The organism is Rhizobium sp. FKL33 (genome assembly GCF_005222915.1).
GTDB lineage: Bacteria > Pseudomonadota > Alphaproteobacteria > Rhizobiales > Rhizobiaceae > Rhizobium_E.
Genome location: NZ_STFX01000017.1, coordinates 69,799 through 86,922, shown reverse-complemented (window position 1 = coordinate 86,922; position 17,124 = coordinate 69,799). Strand labels below are relative to the sequence as shown.

General features: G+C 63.9%; 15 protein-coding genes. 8 read left to right on the top strand and 7 right to left on the bottom strand.

Annotation, left to right across the window (positions count from 1 at the left end; translation table 11 throughout):
* Positions 1-5: 5 nt before the first annotated feature.
* Genes bcsA through bcsN form a run of 4 tightly spaced genes read left to right on the top strand, consistent with a single transcriptional unit; the run spans position 6 to position 7,654 of the window.
* Positions 6-2,270, top strand: coding sequence for a UDP-forming cellulose synthase catalytic subunit (gene bcsA, locus E8Q41_RS10475; protein WP_137155484.1), 2,265 nt, complete (start codon positions 6-8; stop codon positions 2,268-2,270).
* Positions 2,263-4,485: a cellulose biosynthesis cyclic di-GMP-binding regulatory protein BcsB gene (locus E8Q41_RS10470; RefSeq protein WP_137155483.1), complete on the top strand. Its 2,223-nt coding sequence runs from the start codon at positions 2,263-2,265 to the stop codon at positions 4,483-4,485. Before bcsA ends, E8Q41_RS10470 begins: the two co-directional genes overlap by 8 nt.
* Positions 4,482-6,680, top strand: coding sequence for a hypothetical protein (locus E8Q41_RS25745; RefSeq protein WP_137155482.1), 2,199 nt, complete (start codon positions 4,482-4,484; stop codon positions 6,678-6,680). The genes E8Q41_RS10470 and E8Q41_RS25745 overlap by 4 nt, the downstream gene beginning before the upstream one ends.
* Positions 6,680-7,654, top strand: coding sequence for a cellulose biosynthesis protein BcsN (gene bcsN, locus E8Q41_RS10460; RefSeq protein ID WP_137155481.1), 975 nt, complete (start codon positions 6,680-6,682; stop codon positions 7,652-7,654). Before E8Q41_RS25745 ends, bcsN begins: the two co-directional genes overlap by 1 nt.
* Before the next feature lie 4 nt (positions 7,655-7,658).
* Here bcsN and tam read toward each other — a convergent pair whose 3' ends face one another.
* Complete coding sequence (gene tam, locus E8Q41_RS10455; protein WP_137155480.1) at positions 7,659-8,426, bottom strand: trans-aconitate 2-methyltransferase; 768 nt, start codon at positions 8,424-8,426, stop codon at positions 7,659-7,661.
* Positions 8,427-8,456: 30 nt separating this feature from the next.
* The gene (locus E8Q41_RS10450) at positions 8,457-9,371 is read right to left on the bottom strand and encodes a LysR family transcriptional regulator (RefSeq protein WP_137155479.1); all 915 of its coding nucleotides are present in this window, start codon (positions 9,369-9,371) and stop codon (positions 8,457-8,459) included.
* Positions 9,372-9,466: 95 nt separating this feature from the next.
* Here E8Q41_RS10450 and E8Q41_RS10445 point away from each other — a divergent pair, with 95 nt between their 5' ends.
* The 4 genes from E8Q41_RS10445 to E8Q41_RS10430 all read left to right on the top strand — a co-directional run bounded on the left by E8Q41_RS10445 (position 9,467) and on the right by E8Q41_RS10430 (position 12,225).
* Positions 9,467-10,654: an acyl-CoA dehydrogenase gene (locus E8Q41_RS10445; protein ID WP_137155478.1), complete on the top strand. Its 1,188-nt coding sequence runs from the start codon at positions 9,467-9,469 to the stop codon at positions 10,652-10,654.
* Positions 10,655-11,013: 359 nt separating this feature from the next.
* The gene (locus E8Q41_RS10440) at positions 11,014-11,202 is read left to right on the top strand and encodes a hypothetical protein (protein ID WP_137155477.1); all 189 of its coding nucleotides are present in this window, start codon (positions 11,014-11,016) and stop codon (positions 11,200-11,202) included.
* A gap of 138 nt (positions 11,203-11,340) precedes the next feature.
* Positions 11,341-11,802: an Rrf2 family transcriptional regulator gene (locus E8Q41_RS10435; RefSeq protein ID WP_137155476.1), complete on the top strand. Its 462-nt coding sequence runs from the start codon at positions 11,341-11,343 to the stop codon at positions 11,800-11,802.
* Between the two features lie 228 nt (positions 11,803-12,030).
* Positions 12,031-12,225 (top strand): hypothetical protein, encoded by a 195-nt coding sequence (locus tag E8Q41_RS10430; protein ID WP_137155475.1) that lies wholly within the window; start codon positions 12,031-12,033, stop codon positions 12,223-12,225.
* A gap of 4 nt (positions 12,226-12,229) precedes the next feature.
* Here the strand turns inward: E8Q41_RS10430 and E8Q41_RS10425 are convergent, their stop codons facing one another.
* The 5 genes from E8Q41_RS10425 to E8Q41_RS10405 form a co-directional block, all read right to left on the bottom strand.
* Complete coding sequence (locus E8Q41_RS10425) at positions 12,230-13,249, bottom strand: Ldh family oxidoreductase (RefSeq protein ID WP_137155474.1); 1,020 nt, start codon at positions 13,247-13,249, stop codon at positions 12,230-12,232.
* A gap of 134 nt (positions 13,250-13,383) precedes the next feature.
* Positions 13,384-13,749, bottom strand: coding sequence for a YbaN family protein (locus E8Q41_RS10420; protein ID WP_137155473.1), 366 nt, complete (start codon positions 13,747-13,749; stop codon positions 13,384-13,386).
* Between the two features lie 122 nt (positions 13,750-13,871).
* A complete protein-coding gene (locus tag E8Q41_RS10415; protein ID WP_137155472.1) occupies positions 13,872-14,318 on the bottom strand; it encodes a pseudoazurin in 447 nt (148 codons plus the stop codon).
* 97 nt (positions 14,319-14,415) lie between these two features.
* Entirely contained in the window at positions 14,416-16,335 is a 1,920-nt protein-coding gene (locus E8Q41_RS10410; protein WP_137155471.1) for a PAS domain-containing sensor histidine kinase, read from the bottom strand.
* Between the two features lie 16 nt (positions 16,336-16,351).
* The gene (locus E8Q41_RS10405; RefSeq protein ID WP_137155470.1) at positions 16,352-17,101 is read right to left on the bottom strand and encodes a helix-turn-helix domain-containing protein; all 750 of its coding nucleotides are present in this window, start codon (positions 17,099-17,101) and stop codon (positions 16,352-16,354) included.
* Positions 17,102-17,124: the final 23 nt, after the last annotated feature.

Genomic DNA, 17,124 nt, shown 5'->3' with positions numbered 1-17,124 from the left:
AGCCAATGGCGCGCGTGTTTTTCTCGATTTTGGGAATAGTATCCGGCATAGCGGGGCTATCGCTGCTGTTTTTGCCGATCAGCCTTCAGGCGCAGCTGGTGCTGAGCTTCGGCGCGCTTGGTTGCATGTTCTTCACCATGAGCCGCCCTGACAACAAGATCTTCCGCATGATGTCCTTCGGCTTCGTGGGCCTGCTGGCGCTGCGCTACGGCTACTGGCGCACGGTCGACACGCTGCCGAGCATCTACGAGCCCTGGAACTTCATTCCCGGCTTCCTGCTCTATCTCGCCGAAATGTACTGCCTGGCGATGCTGTTCGTCTCGCTGTTCATGCTCGCCGATCCCCTGAAGCGGCAGTCGCCGAGCCTGCCCAAGATCGAGGACCTGCCGACCGTCGACGTCTTCGTGCCGAGCTATAACGAGGACGCCGAACTGCTCGCGGTGACGCTCGCCGCAGCCAAGGCGATGGCCTATCCCAAGAACAAGCTGACCATTTATCTGCTCGACGACGGCGGCACGGACGCCAAGCGCAACGACCGCGACCCGCGCAAGGCGCTCGCCGCCATCCATCGCCATGAGCAACTCAAGGCGCTGTGCGACGCCATGGGCGTGATCTATCACGCCCGCAAGGAAAACAGCCATGCCAAGGCCGGCAACCTGAACGAAGGCCTGAAGATCTCCAAGGGCGAACTGGTGGTGGTGTTCGACGCCGACCATGCGCCGGTCCGGGATTTCCTCAAGGAGACCGTGGGCTTCTTCCGTGAAACGGAAAAGCTGTTCCTCGTCCAGACGCCGCATTACTTCCTCAATCCCGATCCGCTCGAAAAGAACCTGCAGACATTCGCCCGCATGCCGTCGGAGAACGAGATGTTCTATTCGATCATGCAGCGCGGGCTGGACAAATGGGATTCGTCCTTCTTCTGCGGCTCGGCGGCGGTTCTGTCGCGCAAGGCGCTGGAGACCACCAACGGTTTCGCCGGCCAGTCGATCACCGAGGATTGCGAGACGGCCCTGGCGCTGCATTCGCAAGGCTGGCATTCGATCTATGTCGACAAGCCGCTGATCGCCGGTCTGCAGCCCGAGACCTTCGTGTCCTTCATCGGCCAGCGGGCGCGCTGGTGCCAGGGGATGCTGCAGATCCTCATTCTTAATCGTCCCTTCCTGGCCAAGGGGCTGAAGATGCAGCAACGCATCTGCTATGCCGGCATCAACCTGTTCTGGCTGTTTCCGCTGTCGCGGCTGGCCTTCATGTTCTCGCCGCTGCTCTACATCTTCTTCTCGCTGGAAGTGTTCCAGTCCAACATCACCGAATTCGCGTCTTATGCGCTCACCTATCTGGTCGCGTCCTATGCGCTGCAGAGCTATCTCTACGGCCGGGTGCGCTGGCCCTGGGTGTCCGAGCTCTATGAATATGTGCAGTCGGTGATGCTGTTCGGCTCGATCGTGTCGGTGGTGCGCAATCCGCGCAAGCCAACCTTCAACGTGACGGCAAAAGGCCAGACGCTGGACAAATCCGGCATGAGCCCGATCGCCAAGCCCTATTTCGCCATCTTCTTCATCCTGCTGGTCGCCGCTCTCTATTCCGGCTTCCGCTACATGACCGAGCCGCTGTCGGGCGATCTGCTGATGATCGTGGCCGGCTGGAACCTCATCAATCTGGCGCTGGCGGGCGCAGCGCTCGGCGTGGTGGCCGAACGGCGCGAACTCAGGCGCAACCAGCGCCTGCCGGTCAAGCGTCACGCCTTGATGCGCATCGGCGAGACCTTGCATTCGGTGATCGTGCGCGACGCCTCGAGCGGCGGGGTCGCGGTGGAATTCCTCGACGGTGAACCTCAGAGCGCCGAGATCGGCCAGCTTTCCGGCCAGCTCGAACTGAGACGCGGCGGCGAGGCGATTTCGGCCGACATGGTGCTGCGCGGCGTGCGCCGTTCCAGCGATGCGCCGACCGCCTGGGGCTTCGCCTATCGCGAACGGACGCCGTCGACCTTCGCCGTGATCGCCGACCTCATGTATTCGAAACAGGCCGTGCTGCAGGACCGGCTGAACCGGCGGCAGGTGCGGCTGGGCTTCTTCGCCGGCACGCTGAAATTCGCCGCCTGGACCTTCTCGGAAACCTTCAGGGCGCTGCGCTATTCGTTGGGCTGGATCGGCGAGAGCGAGGTCGCGTCCGAACCCGATGCGCCCATCCAGATCACGCCCGTCAGCGCCAAGATGACGCCGGTGGAGATCGAGGCCGAACTGTCTAAAGTTGCAGGAGGCGCCCGTGCGTAAGTCGACAACGGTCATCAGCGCCGCCCTCCTCGCGTCCGCTTTGTCGGCGCAGGCCATGGCTTCAGACAATCCGCTGCTGCCCTCGGGCGCCGCGCCTGCCCAGGCCGCCGCACCGAAGGCCGCGATCGCTGCCGCCGGAAATGGTCTCACGCCCTTTATCGAAGCCTCGACGCGGTTTCGCCTGAGCGGCGAGAGCGACACGGCGGAATTCACCTTCTGGGCCAGCAAGGCCGAGGCGCAAGCCGGCGGCGACGTCGTGCTCGCCTACAAGAACGCGGTCTCGGTGCTGCCGGACACCGGTCTTGCCAGCGTCGAGATCAACGGCAAGCCGGCGGGCGACTTCCGGATCGGCTCGCCTTTCGATTTCACCGCCCAGACTTTCAAAGCTGCGCCGGGCATGCTGCGCGCCGGCTACAATGTCGTGCGTCTCAAGGTGACCCAGCATCACCGGGTGGATTGCTCTCTGCAGGCGAGCTACGAGCTCTGGACCGACGTGAACCCGGCGCGCAGCGGCTTCAAGCCGATCGATCCCGGCATCGTCACCGATTTGGCCGATCTCGCCAAGGCCGGACGGCTGGAAAACGGCGCGACCGACCTGCGCATCGTCACCTCCGCCAAGAACGACGCCGGTCTCATGAACGCCGCATCGAGCGTGGCGCAGGCCGTCGGCCTCTATCTGGGACGGCCGGATCTCGCCGTGAGCCTGTCTGATCGTCCGGGCCAGGGTCCGGGCATTGATCTCTATCTGATGATTTCCGGAGACGCGGGCGTCAGCGTCGGACCGGGCGGGGAGCCGGGTCGCATCGCGCTGACCTTCCGCGCGCCGTCCGCCGCCGGCCTTCACGATCTGCTGGTCGCCACGGTGAAGAAGGAGATGATGGCGGGCCTGCGCGATCTCAACGCCCGCAAGCGCTTCGCGGACGTCACGCTCGACGCCGGCCAGACAGCGACGCTGAAAGACATGGGCATCCGCAGCGAAACCTTCTCCGGGCGGATGATGCGGACGCGTTTCGAGATGAGGATGCCGGCGGACTTCTATCCCGCCGATTACGGCTCGGTGGCGCTCAAGCTGAGCGCGGCGACCGCGCCCGGGCTTGAGCCGCAATCGCAGATGCTGGTGCGCGTCAATGACGTCGTGGTCAACGCCTTTCCGTTTCGCGACACCGACGGCCAGAATTTCGACGAAAAGCTGATCGAACTGCCGCTGCGCGCCTTCCGGCCCGGCGTCAACCGGGTGGAAATGCTGGCGGAACTGCCGCGCGCCTCCGACCAGGCTTGCGCGCCCGACGCCCGCGAGGACGACAAGCCGCGCTATATGCTGCTCGACAAGACCAGCATCAGCGTTCCCGAACTCGCCCGCGTCACCCGCCTGCCCGATCTCGGCGCCATGGCGGGCACGGCCTATCCCTATGGGGATGGCAAGGCCTTCCCGGTTTATCTCGATCAGGCGACGCCGCAGGCGGCGGGCGCAGCGCTGACGCTTCTGACCCGGCTCGCGCAATCGGCGCAATCTCCCATCAACGCCGATTTCAGGATCGGCAAGCCGAGTGGGCCGATTGCGGGCGACGCGCTGGTGCTGATCGGTTCAAGCGATTCTCAGGAACAGAACGACGCTATCGGGAGCGCGGCTCCCTCCTCGGTGAGCTTCGAGGAAACCGGCGCGATCGACATTGCTGCGACCGGCGGTGAAGACCAACTGATCGCCGCATTCCGGCAATCGGCAAGCGACGCGGACACCGAACTCTCCTGGTCGAGCCGCTTCGGCGCGATGGCGGACAGGCTCGGCGCCCGCTTCAAGCGCTGGCTGAACTATCAGTCGGAAACATCAGGCGCGCCGGACCTCCAGAACGCTCTGGTGACCATTGCGCAGACGGCCTCCGCCGGCGACGGCGCGACGACGGAAATCCGCGCCAACACGCCCGAAGACCTGGCGTTCGGCGTCCAGAGGCTGGCGAGTTCGGAGATCTGGCCGCGGCTTTCGGGCGGCGCGGCCGCCATCTCCTCGGATGCGGCGACGCTTGCCGCGCTCGACAGCGCAGCGCCCCGGTTCAGCGACGTGACCGAGCAGAGCGTCGGCAATTATCGCCGCATCGCCGCCGCCTGGCTGTCGGACAATTTCAAGATCTATGTCGGACTGGTGATCGCGCTGATCGGCGTCTTCGCCGCCTGGCTGGGTTTCGTCGTTCAACGCAAGGGCACAAGGAGCGACGCATGACCCGTTCCATCCTGTTTGCGAGCGTCTGCGCTCTCTGCCTGTCGGCCAATGCAGTTCATGCCGCCGATCCGGCCAGCCCGCTCTTGACCGCAGCGCCGTCGGCTCAAGCTCCTGCGGTCGCGGCCCCAGCTCCGGAGGCGGCCAAGATCGTGGCTCCAGCCGCTGCTCCGCAAGCGGCAGCAGCGCCTGCCCAGGCTGTCGAGGGGCCGAACGCGGTGGAGCTCGCCGCGCTCTACTACTATGCCCGCAACAAGGAAGAGGCGCGGCTGAAGGCCGAATTCGCCCGGCTGCAATATAAATATCCCGGCTTCGAGATGCCCGCCGATCTCTACCAGCCGGCGGCCAAGCCGGTGGACGAGAGCAAGCTCTGGACGCTCTACGGCAAAGATGACTTCGCCGGCATCGATGCGGAACTGGCGCGACTTATTGCGGAGCGCCCGGAATGGAAGCCGAGCGCCGATTTCCAGACAAAACTGGCGCGCAAGAAGATGCGTTTTGCGGTGACGGCGGCCGTCAAGGCCCGCAACTGGCAGGGCGCCGCCGCCGCCGGCGCTACGATCGATCCGGCGACCGAAAAAGAGGTCGATCTGGTCTGGGACATGATCGACGCCTATTCGGCGCTCGGCGATCGCGACAGGCTGGCGCGTTTCTATCGCGCGCTGATGTTCCGCGATCCGGCCCATCAGATCTCCAAGGCGGCCATCGTCGCGACGATCAAGAAATCCACCCGCGACTTTTCCCCGGACGATGTGCGCGGCGTGATGGCAGTCTTCGCCGCCGATCCGGTGATCAGCGCCGGCCTCGCAAGCGTCACCACCGACCTCACCCGCAGGGCTGTGGCGGAGTTCAATACCGACGAGACGAAGACCGAGCCTCTGCCGAAGGCCGATATCGACGCGCTGTCGGCAGCAGCGACGGAGGGCAAGGCGCCGGCTGATTTCTCGCTTCTCGGCTGGTACTATCTGAAAATCAAGGAGCCCGCCAATGCCGGCGCCTGGTTCCGCCGCGCCATCGAGGCCGAGCCGACCGTCGATCACGCCAAGGGTCTTTATCTGGCGCTGATGGGACAGGCGCGCGATCAGGAGGCATACGAACTCGCCGTCGCTTACAAGGATGCGCTGATTTCCGACCCCGTCTTCCTGATGAATGCGCTGGCGGCCCGCATCTCCGGACCGCATGCCGACAGCGTCAAACCCGAGGCCGTGGCCGCCTATGCCGAGGCGATCCTGGCCGCCAAGAGCGGGCCGCATGCCGAAATCCTCGCCTGGTACGCCTATAACAGCGGCCAGTTTCCCGCCGCCCGCGCCTGGTTCGACAAGGCTTTCGCCTGGGAGCCGAGTGAAGCGCGGCTCAAGGGTCTCGCGCTGTCGGAAGGGCAATTGGGCGATCGCGCAGCGCTGGTGGCGCTCTACAAGGCCTATGGCAAGACCTATCCGACCATCTGGGACGACGTGCATCTCGTCAAGAAGGGCGCAAGACGCGCCGCCGTGCGGCCCGTCATCGACCGGATGCAGGTGGGCGCGGTCGAGACGAAAACCGAGACGCGCGAACCTGATTTCATCGAGGCGGCTCCCCGACGGGAAGAACCCGTGCGGACGGAACCGAGGCGCGGCAGCCGTGTCGTGGCTGCGAGCGGCTTCGACGCGCTTCTGGGACAGAAACGCTATGGCGACTGCGTCGCGGCGATCGCATCGCGCGAAGCCTCGCAAGGATTGAGGCCGGGCGACCAACTGGTCAAGGGCTGGTGCATGATGGGCCTGAAGCGCAATTCCGAAGCGCAGGCCGCCTTCAGCGCAGCCCTTTCCGGCGGCGGCAAGACCCAGAGCGACGCGGCTTACGGCCTGGCGTTGACGCTTCTGCGCAATCAGATGACCAGCGAGGCGCAATCGGTGATCTCGCTCTATCCGCTCGGCGCCGCCCGCGACAAGGAAATCCGGCTGGAAATCTACTGGCAGATGGCGCGCGCCGCCTTCGACCGCAAAGATTACCGCCAGTCGCTCGACGCGCTCAACGAACGCATCCGGCTCGCCCCCGAGCCGGTGGGCATGACGCAATTGCGCGCCTGGGCGCATTACAATCTCGGCAACAAGGCCGAGGCAAAGGCGATCTTCGAAACGCTCGCCGATTATGTCGATGACAGCGGGGTGCGGCGCGGGCTGGCCGCCGCGACCGGTGGACCGACGGGAGGACGCTGATGGCCAGGTTTTTTCATCATGGCGCTGTAATCGCTGCGCTCTCATTGCTGGCCGGCTGCTCGATGGCTGGACCTGATCCCTATCTGACCACGCAGGCCGTCTCCGCCAAGCCGCAATCGTCGGTGTCGACGGTCGCGCCGCAATTCGCCGCCGCGCAATTGCCGCAACTCGCAGGCCCCGCCCTGCTCGTGCGGCAATCGCTGGATGGCGACCGTTTCCGACAGGAGATCGTCTACGCCAACCGCACGGCGCTTTCGGGCGAAAACCTGCTGACGGTGATGGCGGGGCCGCCGAAGGAGGCGAACCTCTTGCAGCCACCGAGCGCAGCGGAGGTGCGCCGAGAGATGCGCGCCATGCTGCCCGCCGGCGTCTCCCCCGAAATGGGCGCGGTGCTCGGCGCCAATATCAACGGACGCTATGGCTATGCGACCGCGAGCCTGCCGGGCGGCGGCGCCTGCCTCTATGCCTGGCAGCGGATCAAAAGCGTCAATGCCGGCGACAAGACCGGTTTTGCCGGCCTGACCGATGAGCGCATCGCCGCGCAGATCCGGCTGCGCTATTGCGATCCGGCGCTGAACGAGGCCCAGATCCGTCTTTTGATGGACGGCCTTTCGATGCGGCCGATCAGCGGCGCGACGATCGACATGCTGCGCTATGCGGCGGGCAGCGGCGTCAATGCCGCCATCGCGCCGCAGCTGGCGATCATCACGCCTGTGGCGGCGACCAAGCCTGTTGTGTCCAAGCCGCGCATCCGCACGGCGCGGGTCGAGCCTCAACAAACAAGCGACGACTGGCGTCAGGACACTGAGTCGGCGCCGGTGACGGTTCCGGGCGGCGAACAGGCGGGACCCGTCACGCAAGCCGCAGCGCTGGTGCCCTTGCCGGAGGACGGCGCGAGCGCAACCGCCAAGCCGGCAGAGACATCCGTGGCGGCTCCGGCCTCGCCTGCGGCGCCCGTGCCTCTTCCGGAATGATCCCTCACGCCCTGACAGCGACGATGAACAGCCGGGGAAAGGCAAGCAACACCCGGCCATCGGCTTGGGCGGGATAGGCGCCGGCGATGCGCGCCGTGTAATCGGCGAGGAAATCGGCACGCATCTCCTCCGGAACCCGATCGAGATAGGGCCGAAGGCCTGTGCCGCGCACCCAGTCGACGATCGCGTCGGGACCCGTCATTATGTGATAATAGGTGGTGCGCCAGAGATCGACGCGCGCCGATTTGGGCGCGAGACGATTGTAGTAACTCTCGGCCGAGGGCAACGGAGAGCGGCGCACGCTCGCGGAAAAATTCGCGCGCCAGGGGCCGGCCTGGGCGCTCTCCTCCATCATCAGATGGCTGGGCTCATCGAGATTGTCCGGCATCTGCACGGCGAGCGCGCCGCCGGGGACGAGATCATCCATCAGCCGCTCGAGAAGGGCGGGATGATCGGGCAGCCACTGGAACACCGCATTGGCGAACAGCAGACCGGCGAGCGTTTCGGGGCGCCAGTCGGCGAGATCGGCCTTGAGGAACGGCGTGTCCGGCAGCCGGCGCCGGGCGGCGCTCAGCATGTCGTCGTCGCTGTCGAGACCGGACACGCGGCTCGCGCCGAAACGGTCGACCAGCAATTCGGTGGAATTGCCGGGGCCGCAGCCGAGATCGAAGACCGAGGCCTCGCCGATCTCCGGGACGCGCGACAGGAGTTCGCGAGCCGGTCGCGTCCGTTCATCCTCGAATATCAGATAGCGCTCTGCCGACCAGGCCATGTGAACCTCCTTGGCCGGCCGCCGCCGGCTTTACTGTTGACGCTCCGCCTCGAAGGCTCGGACCTGGCCGATCAGCCAATCCGAAAACGCCTTGACCGGCGGATATGAGACTTTCGCGAGGGGGCGGACCAGATAATAGGCGCTCTGGCTGCGCACCTTGTGATCATAGGCCTTGACCAACTGGCCGCTCGCCAGTTCCGCCTCGATGAGAAACACCGGCATCAGCGCCACGCCGAGGCCGGCGATGCAGGCCTGGGCGACATTGGAAAACTGCTCGAACCGCATGCCGCCGCTCGATCGGATGTCGACGCCGAGGCTGCCGAACCAGTGCTCCCAGGCGCCGGGCCGCGAGGCCATCTCCACGCGCGGCAGGTTGATCATGTCCTCCGGCCTGACCACCGGATTGCGCGCCAGAAAATCCGGGCTCGCGACGGGGATCACATCCTCATGCATCAGAAACTGGCAATCGGCGCCCGGCCAATCCGGCTGACCGATATGGATGGCGGCGTCGATCTCCTCGGCTTCGAAATCGAAACGGCGGATGCGGGTGGCGAAATTGATGATGACCTTGGGATTTCTCGCCACGAAATCGGGAATGCGCGGCATCAGCCAGCGGGTGCCGAAGGTGGGCAGGATGGCGAGGCTGAGGCGGTTTCCCGCCGAATTCGACATCGCTTCCAGCGACAAAAGCCTGATCTTGCGCACCACTTCGGCGACGCCCTCGGCATAGGTCTTGCCGGTGTCCGTCAGCACCACGCCGCGGCCGTTGCGGTGAAACAGGCGCACGCCCAGCTGCTCCTCGAGAATGGCGATCTGCCGGCTGATCGCGCCCTGTGTGAGCGACAATTCATCGGCGGCCGCCGAAAAGCTGCCGAGCCGGGCGACGGAATCGAAGGCGGCGAGAGCAGCGGTGGACGGCAGGAGGCGGCGCTGGGTCATGGACATCGGTTATTCCTAAATCTGATATCCGGCAGAGTAAATATGGCTTGTCGCGCAGGACGCGGAAAGGCATGTTCGGGCAAAATTTTCAGGAGTGAGAGATGAGCGCCATGTCCGCCTTCAACTGGGAAGACCCTTTCCTGCTCGACGACCAACTGTCCGACGAAGAGCGGATGATCCGCGACAGCGCCAAGGCCTTCGCCGAGGCGGAACTGCTGCCGCGCGTGAGCGAAGCCTATCTCGAGGAGAAGACCGACGCCGGCCTGTTCAAGCTGATGGGCGAAGCCGGTCTGCTCGGCGTGACGCTGCCGGAGAAATACGGCGCGGCGGAAGCCTCCTATGTCGCCTATGGCCTGGTGGCGCGTGAGGTCGAGCGCATCGATTCCGGCTACCGCTCGATGATGAGCGTGCAGTCCTCGCTGGTGATCTATCCGATCTACGCCTATGGCTCGGAAGCGCAGAAGGACAAATATCTGCCGGGCCTCGTCTCGGGCGAGCTGATCGGCTGCTTCGGCCTGACCGAGCCCGACGCCGGCTCGGACCCCGGCGGCATGAAGACACGCGCCGAGAAGATCGATGGCGGCTACCGCCTGCGCGGTTCGAAAATGTGGATCTCGAACGCGCCGATCGCCGACGTCTTCGTGGTCTGGGCAAAGTCGGAGGCGCATGACGGCCAGATCCGCGGCTTCATTCTCGAAAAGGGCATGAAGGGCCTCTCCGCCCCCAAGATCGGCGGCAAGCTGTCGCTGCGCGCCTCGATCACCGGCGAAATCGTGATGGACGGCGTGGAAGTCGGCGAAGACGCGCTGCTGCCGAATGTGTCGGGCCTCAAGGGTCCGTTCGGCTGCCTCAACCGCGCCCGCTACGGCATTTCCTGGGGCGTGATGGGCGCCGCCGAGGATTGCTGGCTGCGCGCCCGTCAATATGGCCTCGACCGCCACCAGTTCGGCAAGCCGCTCGCCGGCACGCAGTTGTTCCAGAAGAAGCTCGCCGACATGCAGACCGAAATCGCGCTGGGCCTGCAGGCCTCGCTGCGCGTCGGCCGGCTGATGGACGAGCATAAGTTCGCCCCCGAGATGATCTCGATCGTCAAGCGCAACAATTGCGGCAAGGCGCTCGACATCGCCCGCCAGGCCCGCGACATGCATGGCGGCAACGGCATCCAGATCGAATATCACGTGATGCGTCATGCGCAGAATCTGGAGACGGTGAACACCTATGAGGGCACGCATGACGTCCATGCGCTGATCCTCGGACGGGCGCAGACGGGCATTCAGGCCTTCTTCTGATCCGACCCTGCTCATCCAGCACCTTCCATGGCGGCCCTTGCGGCCGCCATTCGCTTTTCGTCGAGGTAATTTTCCGCTCGGCGGCTGGAATTTAGACAAATAATCCCCCAGGGTTGATTTTTGGAATTCTACTAAATTTGTGTATTTGCGAATCTCTGCTATTCTCTCCCTGTCTTCGGATGGTCCGGAGCGGAACGGGAAAGGATGACGCCATGCCAGGGAACAATCGCCAAGGCTTACAGTCTCACCTCGTTGTCACGATCTCCTGTCGAATGCGCGGAATGGTTTGAAATGACCACATTCAACGCAGGAACAAGCCGGGCAGACCCACGTTGTGGACCCGGGTATGGAGACGGATCATGCAGAAACAGGTCGTCGAACTGGCCGGTGAGCCAGTCGGAATCGCCATTCGTGATGGGGAATCACTGAGATTTCTCGCAGTTAAATTTCACGCCATGGGCGTCGACGGACAGGTGTTTCCGTCGATGGCGGCCATCAAAAATGCGATCTCGCAACTCGGAGCGCTGCACAGACGCAGCGCTGCATGAGAATCGTCGTGAAAAAGCACATTTTTTCGCGTGATTTCATATAAAAACAACTGTCGGCGCCTTAATTAAGATAAGAGGCCTTCATAGATGGCGTGTGCCGTTCTATGAAGGCGGCGTTCGTGGTTGGATTGGTGCGGGATGCTGACGAATAAGGGAAAATACGGGCTGAAGGCGCTGATCGCCTTGGCGAAGCTGCCTCCGGGCGAAACCTTGTTCAGCGGCGAAATTGCGCTGGCCAACAATATACCTAAGAAGTTTCTCGACACGATCCTGCTGGAACTGCGCAATGCCGGAATCGTGCGCTCCAAGAAGGGTCCGACCGGCGGCTACTCGCTGTCGCGTCCCGCCTCCGATATACGCGTCGGTCACGCCATCCGCGTCATCGACGGACCGCTCGCGCCGATCCGTTGCGCCAGCCGCACCGCTTTCGAATCCTGCGACGATTGTCCCGATCCGGCTGCTTGCCTGGTGCGGAAGTCGATGACGGAAGTCCGCGACGCCGTCGCCGAAATCCTCGACAACATGACGCTTGAGCGGCTGGTGTCCGGCGATTACGCCGAATCCGACACCGGATTGATGCTGGAAAAAGAAGCGTCCTGAGCTTTTTCTATGGATGGAATCCCAAGCCGCTTCGCCTGCTGGCCATGCGGCTTTTTCCTTGACGTTTTCAGAGGTTAACCGAGTGTTAAAGGGATCTCCGACCGACGCTTGAGGAGGCCGGCCACAGCGTAGACGCCCCTCAGGCGTCGCGATACGCCAAATTTGCGCTTTACAGCAGCAATTATGGCGGCATTATGACATTGTTCATCATCCGCTAGGAGATCGGCAATGATCAGCATGAATGGCTTCACACTGGGTTTCTTCATTCCCAAGCAGGAATCGGAACAGAAGGCCGTCAGAGCGACCAAGTCCGTCGATGACAAGGATGCGAAACCGGCGACGCGGGACACGACCGGTCCCTCCCCGGACGATGACGTCCAGGAGCCGTCGCCATTGTTCCATTACGCCTATCGCTTCTTCTGAGCGATCAGATATTGCGCTCGGTATAGGCCTTGATGCGCTCGTAGAGCGCCTTGTCGATCGTCAGGCCGTTTTTCAGGCCGCGCTTCAGATTGGCGGCGCGACGATCGTTGGGCATGCGCGCTTCAGGCTGAGACGTCACGGACGCAATCAGGCGCTCGATCTGCTTTTCGAACAGGCCGCCCGAGAACATCTTCGGCTCGAGCGCGATGAAGAACTGACCGGAGCCGACCGGCAGACCGTCGTCGTCGGTCATCGAGCCCATTTCGACGCCGCGATTGGCGCCGGCGAGCGCCGCCGACATGGCTTCCACCACGAGACCGAGCGCAAACCCCTTGGGACCGCCCGCAGGCGCGAGCAGACCGTCCAATGCCGCCTTGGCGTCAGTGGTCGGCTGGCCGCCGCGTTCGAACGCGACGCCGGGCGGCAGGGCCTCGCCCTTTTCGGCGGCTTGCTTCACGGCGGTCCAGGACGAGGCCGAGGAGGCCATGTCGACCAGGAAGGCGACGCGGCCCTTGCGGCCAGGAGCGGCGAAGGAGAAGGGATTGGTGCCGATCACCGGATTGCGGCCGCCGACCGGGGCCATCACCGCCGGCGAATTGGCGAAACCGAGCGCGACCAGTCCCTGCTGGGCGAGATAGCCGGTGTGGAAGCCCAGCGTGGCGGCGTTATAGGAATTGTGCACGGCCATGGCCGCCACGCCATATTCCTGCGCCGCCGGCACGAGGTGAGAGAAACCCTTCTCGATGGCGGGATGGGCGAAACCATTCTTGGCGTCGACGCGGAAGGAGACGAGCGACATGCGCTTGACGGCGGGATTGGCGGCGCCGTCGACCTTGCCGCTTTCGACATGGGCGCAATAGGTCGGCAGCCAATCCAGTCCATGGCCTTCGAGCCCCGACAGTTCCGTCTCGAGAATGGCGTCGGAGAAGTAGCGGGCGTTGCGGGCGGCTACGCCTGCGCCGATCAGCGCGTCGAAGATCAGGTCGGACGCCTTGTCCACGCTCAATTTCACCACGCCGCTCATTGTGCTCTCCTGTCAGACGTCCAAAGTCCTGCAAGGCGATAAACGGCGGGAGGGACGGCTTCAAGCCCCGGAGACGAATCAATCCGCGGGATTTGCCAGGAATCGGCGCATTCGAGGGCATTGCGGCAGAAGCGTCAGCCGGCGCGGCCTTCATTGCGGGTCGCGACGAACAAGGCGCAGGCCGAAAGGAAGGCGCCGACCATCAGCATCACCCAGAGCGGCGGATGCAGAATGAGGAGGATGCTCGCGAAGCTCAACGCCATCATGGAAATGGCGAAGACCTTGGCCCGGCGGGGAATTGCGCGGTTGTCGCGCCAGGCGTGCAGCGGCGGGCCGAAGATGCGATGCTCATAGAGCCAGCGTTCGAAGCGCGGCGAGGCGCGCGCGAACAGCCAGGCCGCCAGCAGGATGAAGGGTGTGGTCGGCAAGAGCGGCAGGAAAATACCGATGACGCCCAAAACCACACAAAGCCAGCCGAGAATGATGAGAATGATCCGCATGCCGCATCCATTGAATCGCTGACGGCAGTTTACGCTGCGTCTCGCCGTTTTGCTACGGCAGGAGCGATCATGCGGATCAATCTGGGCGAGGCGACGGCAAGACGACGCCCCGGAGACGAAATTCAGAGCCCGGCGGCGGCGATTTCGGCATTCAGGCGTTCGCGCGCCTTCTTGGGCAGCTTGGCCGTCTTGATCGCGTCGATATTGGCAGGCGCATCGCCGACCACCACCAGCGCCACCATGCCCATGCCGACATGCGGCATGCATTTGACGGCGTAAGCGCCGGGGGTGGTGAAGGTGACCTTGATCGTCTCGTTGGTCTTGCCCTTGAAGGCTTCCGCGCCAGCCGGGATCATGTCCTTGATGCTTTCGGCGTTGTGGCTCTTGTCGGTGGGGACGAAGGTGACGCTGTCGCCGGGAGCGACCTTCACGAAGCCGGGTTCGAACACCATGGAGCCGTCCTTGCCCTTGTTGAGCATATGAACCTCGACATCGGCGGCGAAAGCCGAGCCGGCCATGAAGGAGGCGAAGAGAACGGCGCCAGCGGCGGCTTTGACGAATGCATGCATTTCGATTTCCTTTCAGCATATTGCCAAAAGGCTGAATAGGCAGGCGAAATCGCCTGCGCCTTGACATGGCGCAAACGACTGCCGGCCATTTCCGGGATCAATCGAGAAGTTGGCGAAGACGCAACGCCAGTTCGTTGGCGGTGTAGGGCTTCTTCAGCCAGCTTTCCTCATTGACCAGTTCGCGGCCGGCGATGCTCGGCTCGGCATAGCCGGAGGTGAACAGCACCTTCAATTCGGGGCGAAGCTTGCGGGCGATTTCCGCGAGTTCGCCGCCATGCATGCCGCCGGGCATCACGATATCGGTGAAGAGCAGGCTGATATCCGGATGGGTCTCCAGAATTTCGATCGCCTCCGGCCCATTGCCGGCCTCGACCACGTCATAGCCGGCGGACAAGAGGCGGCCGACGGTGACGCGGCGCACCCGGGGATCATCTTCCACGACCAGGATCGTCTCGTAACCGCGCGGCGCCGGTTGGGGCGCGCTGCTTCCCGAGCGAACATCGTCGCCCGGTCCTTCCGTCGCGCCGACGACCGGCAGGAACAGCCGGACGCTCGCGCCGAGACCGGGCTCGCTATAGATCTGGATATGGCCGCCGGACTGCTTCACGAAGCCATAGACCATGCTGAGGCCGAGACCGGAGCCCGCGCCCACCTGCTTGGTGGTGAAGAAGGGTTCGAAGGCGCGGGCCTTGACCTCCTCGCTCATGCCGACTCCGGTGTCGGTGACGGAGATGGCCACATAATCGCCGGTGCGCACTTCCGGGTACATCTGAGCATAGTCGACATCGAGCCTGACACGGCCGATTTCCAGCGTCAGCACGCCGCCGCGCGGCATGGCGTCGCGCGCATTCAGCGCGAGATTGAGAAGGGCGTTCTGCAGCTGCGAACCGTCGACCAGCGTCTGGTTCGGACCGCCTTTGATGACCAGCCGCAATTCGATGCTTTCGCCCACGGCGCGGCGAAGGAGATCGGCGAAGCCGGAGACGAGCTGGCCGATATCGGCAAGCTTGGGGCTGAGCGGCTGGCGGCGTCCGAAGGCCAGAAGCTGGCCTGTGAGTTTCGCGCCGTCTTCCGCCGCCTCCTGCGCTTCCCGCAGCAGGCTGCGTTGACCGGAATCGGACAGGCGCGACTCCAGCATTTCGAGATTGCCGCTGATGACGGTCAGGAGATTGTTGAAGTCGTGGGCGATGCCGCCGGTCAACTGGCCGACCGCTTCCATCTTCTGCGCCTGTCTCAGCTCCTCCTCGATCTTGTGGCGACTGGTGAGATCACGGATGAAGCCGGTGAAGATGCGCCGGTCATTGGCGATCGCCTCGCCGATGGCGAGCTCCATCGGAAAGGTGGTGCCGTCCTTGCGCTGGCCGTTGACCACCCGTCCGAAACCGATGATGCGGCGTTCGCCGGTGCGGAGATAGTTCGAAATGTAGCCGTCATGGGCGTCGCGATGCGGGTTCGGCATCAGCATGCGCACGTTCTGCCCCTCGACCTCCTCGGCCGCATAGCCGAACAGACGCTCCGCCGCCGAACTGAAGGAGGTGATGCGGCCGACCTCGTCGATCACCACCATGGCCTCGGGAACCGTGTCGAGAATGGAGCGCAGATGCGCTTCGCGGGCGGCGAGATCGACCTGGATATCCTTGATCTCGCTGATTTCGGTGATGATCTGGATGACGAGCGGCTCGCTGTCGCCTTCGAGCGACACCACCACGAGCTGGCTCGACACGGGCGCCGGCGACTTGTCGCGGCGCTTGTGCACCAGCTCACCCGTCCAGACGCCATTGTCCTGAAGCGCGGCGCGGATGACCTCGCGCGGTTTCGACAGCACGGTCTGAAGAAGGGTCTGCACTTCCTGGCCGATGGCCTCTTGCTCGGTCCAGCCGAACAGGCGCTCCGAGCCCGACGACCAGCGCCGGATGACGCCCTGCATCGTGTGGACGATGACGCTCGACTGATCGAGCAGCCGCATCATTTCGTTCAATGCCGCCTCGGTGGTGGGCGAATGCGGGGCTGGCGACATCGACGTCCTCTCAGGCTCAGGCAGGCCAAACGGCCTGGCGCGCATAAGGTCCGCCGGATCCGTTGGCTCCCATGCAATCGCCATCGCCGGCAAGGCGCGCGAGCATGGCGATTTTGTTGATGCGCATGTCGTGACGGCCGCGCTGGGAAATGACGCCTCGACCGATCAGGCTGGTGATCGTGCGCGATACGGTCTCGATGGTCAGACCGAGATAGTCGGCCATGTCCAGACGCGTCATCGGCACTTCGATCTCCAGATTGTCGCAGCGATCCTTCGCACCCTTGTCCGCCAGGCGCAACAGAAAGGTGCAGATCCGCTCTTCGGCGTTTTTGCGCGATAACATCACCATTTGTTCCTGCGCGCCAGCCATTTCGTCGCAGAGCTTGGCAAAAAACTGTGGCCGCAGTTCCGGCGACAGATTGATGGCCTGCTGAAACGAGGTGGCCGAAAAGCGGCGGACCTTGACCGAATTGACGGCTTCGGCGCTGTAGAGATAGCGGTCGCGCATGGAGACGCCGAGGATGTCGCCTGGATAGAGAAAGCCGGTGATGGCGCGGCGGCCATCGCCGATGATCCGGAAGATGCGCAGAACGCCTTCGACGACTTCGAACACATGATTGGCGGGATCGCCCTCCCAGACCAAACCCGAGCCGGCGGCGAAGGATTCGGTCGGCCGGTCGGAGAAGATCGACGACAGCGTAACATCAGGCGCCATGTTCTTGGCGGCATTCAGGGGGCGGCGATGGGAAACGGCTTCCGACAACATGTGAATTCTCCTCGTCTGTTGTC